This window comes from Halomonas sp. (assembly GCF_052095695.1).
In the GTDB taxonomy this organism is placed as follows: Bacteria; Pseudomonadota; Gammaproteobacteria; order Pseudomonadales; family Halomonadaceae; genus Vreelandella.
The window spans coordinates 1,052-4,319 of the sequence record NZ_JBQDLQ010000152.1 but is presented as its reverse complement, the minus strand read 5'-3'; the positions used below and the strand labels follow the sequence as shown (position 1 = coordinate 4,319).

Annotated in this window: 4 protein-coding genes; all 4 read right to left on the bottom strand. The window is 54.7% G+C overall.

The features are described from left to right. Positions 1 to 86 precede the first annotated feature (86 nt). Positions 87 to 830 carry a 3-oxoacyl-ACP reductase FabG gene (fabG, locus tag ACTH5D_RS17390; RefSeq protein ID WP_441673433.1) on the bottom strand — a complete coding sequence of 248 codons (744 nt, stop codon included), beginning with the start codon at positions 828 to 830 and terminating at the stop codon, positions 87 to 89. Positions 831 to 888: 58 nt separating this feature from the next. Next, positions 889 to 1,848, bottom strand: a complete 960-nt coding sequence (fabD, locus tag ACTH5D_RS17385) for an ACP S-malonyltransferase (protein WP_441673431.1) — start codon at positions 1,846 to 1,848, stop codon at positions 889 to 891. A gap of 119 nt (positions 1,849 to 1,967) precedes the next feature. After that, positions 1,968 to 3,011 carry a phosphate acyltransferase PlsX gene (gene plsX, locus ACTH5D_RS17380; protein WP_441673429.1) on the bottom strand — a complete coding sequence of 348 codons (1,044 nt, stop codon included), beginning with the start codon at positions 3,009 to 3,011 and terminating at the stop codon, positions 1,968 to 1,970. 43 nt (positions 3,012 to 3,054) lie between these two features. Then, positions 3,055 to 3,225: a 50S ribosomal protein L32 gene (gene rpmF, locus ACTH5D_RS17375; protein ID WP_096280598.1), complete on the bottom strand. Its 171-nt coding sequence runs from the start codon at positions 3,223 to 3,225 to the stop codon at positions 3,055 to 3,057. Positions 3,226 to 3,268: the final 43 nt, after the last annotated feature.

The window sequence follows — 3,268 nt, the reverse complement described above, 5'->3', positions numbered from 1 at the left end:
ACCAGCTATTTGGAAACCGCAAGCCAAAAGCTGCGGGGTAGTTTATAGACGCCCTTAGGCAGACGCAACCGCCAAGCCTAAGGCCATCAACGCATATTCATGCCGCCGTTCACGTGAAGCGTCTCACCGGTGATGTAACCGGCCGCCTCACTGGTTAAAAAACCAACCGCTGCGGCGATCTCTTCCGGCGCCCCTAAACGAGCTAACGGAATTTGCTTAAGCAACATTTCATGCTGCGCCTCAGGCAGCGCTCCGGTCATATCAGTGGCGATAAACCCCGGCGCCACTGCGTTAACCGTAATGGCGCGCGAGGAAACCTCTCGAGCCAAAGCGCGACTAAAGCCCTCCATTCCTGCTTTTGCGGCCGCATAGTTAGTTTGGCCCAGGTTGCCCATGGTTGCCACTACAGAACTAATCGACACGATACGCCCAAAACGCGCTTTGGTCATACCACGCAAACAGGCTTTGCTTACACGGTAGACAGATTTCAAGTTGGTATCCATGACGGAGTCCCACTCGTCCTCTTTCATGCGCATTAGCAAATTGTCGCGCGTGATACCCGCATTGTTAACCAAAATAGTCGGCGCACCAAAGCGCGCAGTGATGCTTTTCAACACTTCATCAATGCTGGCCTGATCAGTCACATTCAAGCATAGGCCGGCTCCTTCAATGCCATTCTCTTTGAGATCGGCATCAATTTTTTCAGCGCCCGACTCGCTTGTTGCCGTACCAATCACAATACGGCCCTGGCGACCTAGCTCTCGAGCGATGGCTTGGCCGATTCCACGACTAGCACCTGTCACCAGGGCAACTCTACGTTCTTGGGTCATAACGTTCTGCCTTTAAGCGTGTACTTAAGCAAGGATAGCGAAACAAGACAACTAATGTTCACGCCTTGCCAGTCAACGTTTCGCGCGCTAATTCAAGCGCAGCGTTCAGACTATCGGGGTCATTCACCGCCAGCCCTTTACTACTCTTCACGATACGTTTATTGAGACCAGTCAACACCTTTCCTGGCCCGCACTCTATGAATACCTCAACGCCCTTACCAGCCATGGCTTCAACGCAGGCACTCCAGCGCACCGGCTGATATAGCTGTTCGATCAGACGTGTACGAAGCATAACGGTATCGGCATGGGCCTTAGCATCGACATTTTGAATCACCGTGTAGCGTGGCGTACGCAGTTCTATAGCCTGCATTGCCTCAGCCAACCGCTCAGCAGCAGGCCTCATCAACGCACAGTGCGATGGCACTGAAACCGGCAGCGCCATAGCGCGCTTAGCACCCGCCTCTTGGCAGGCTGCCATTGCCCGCTCAACGGCCGCTTTTTCGCCGGCAATAACTACCTGCCCTGGAGAGTTGTAGTTAACCGCAGAAACTATGTCGCCCTTGGCGGCTCCTTCACAGGCCGCCTCGACCGCATCATCTGCTAACCCAAGAATCGCGGCCATGCCACCTTCACCCGCGGGCACCGCCTCCTGCATGGCATCACCGCGCAGGCGTACTAAATTTACACCTTCGGCAAAGCTCATGACGCCAGCACACACCATCGCGCTGTATTCGCCCAAGCTATGCCCAGCCATCACACTCGGCCGCGGCCCTTCTAACTCTTGCCATACGCGCCAAATAGCCACGCTTGCAGAGAGCAGTGCAGGCTGGGTGCATGCAGTTGCATTAAGCGACGCTTCAGGGCCTTCTTGGACGACTTTCCACAAGTCGTAGCCCAAAGCATCTGACGCTTCCTCAAATGTCGTTCCCACTACACTATAGCGCTCGGCCAGCTCTCGCAGCATTCCCAGCTGCTGAGAGCCCTGCCCGGGAAAAATGAGGGCAAGGGGTTGAGACATGTCGTTCACCTTTGCTCTTGTAGGCATTTGCTCATATGAGCGATAGGCGAGGCTATTGGCACATCCTGATGCCACCTATAACCCGCAAAAAATTCTTACCGTTTATTATCTACTCATGGCTAGTAAGCACCATCGCTTTCATATGATGACGCTATCCAGCGGCCTGCGATCCTCGCAGGTAAATTGTGTTCTACTTCCTTTAGAGCCCGCTGGATAGCGTAGTAGAAACCATCGGCATGCGTACTGCCGTGACTTTTCACCACAATCCCACGCAGCCCTAATAAACTAGCCCCATTGTAACGCACCGGATCAAGCTCTCGCTTCAACCGCTTCAACACAGGCTTGGCCAGTAGGCTTGCCAAACGACCGCTCAGACGCGACTCAAATGCCATCTGCACGCGCTCAACCAGCATACTTGTCAAGCCTTCGCTTGCCTTAAGAACGGCATTACCCACAAAGCCGTCGCATACCACTACGTCCAGCTGACCCTTAAACAGATCACCGCCTTCGGCATAGCCTTCATAAGTAAAGGCATCATCGTTAGCATGCTCACGCAGCAGACGATCGGCCTCCCGCACGCTAGCGCTTCCTTTGGTTGCTTCTGAGCCAACGTTAAGCAGCGCCACCCGAGGCACCGGCGTATTATCGACACATTGCGCCATCACCGCGCCCATGAGTGCAAAATCGACCAGTCGACTCGCAGGCGAATCAACGTTAGCGCCCAAATCAAGCAAATAGCAACGACGCCCAGCACGAGCCGGAATTGCAGTACTGATCGCCGGGCGAGAAATACCCGTGATCATTCCCAGCTCTCGCCTTGCAAGCGCCACTAACGCAGCCGTATTACCCGCGCTGACACCCGCATCTGCTTCGCCCTGAGCAACGCTGCGCAACATATGCGCCATGCTACTCGAACGACCTTTGCGCAACGCCCAGGCAGCCGTTGCCGATGGCATGATGCTATCCGGAGCATCACAGACCACCAAACGCGACGCTGCCGCAGCCAAAGGCTGCGGCAAGCGCGAAAGCTCAGCAAGAATCTGCTGACGCGGGCCAAACAAAATCAGCTCTAGGCCTGGGTTTTCTACCACAGCCCTGGCAGAGCCAGCGACAATTGTACGAGGGCCTTGATCCCCCCCCATTACATCAATCGCTAGGCGCATACCGCACCGAATCCGTTTAGCCGCTTAACAGTGCCGTTGAGACCTATACCTCAACAACCTTACGACCACGGTAGAAGCCATCTGAGGCAACGTGGTGACGCAGGTGAGTAGTACCGGTTTCTTTGTCCTGAGACAGAGTCGGGCCGGTCAGTGCATCGTGACTACGACGCATGCCGCGCTTGGAACGAGTTTTACGATTCTGCTGAACTGCCATGGGTGTTTACTCCAAGGTATTTAAGGTAAAGGGTGCTTATTTT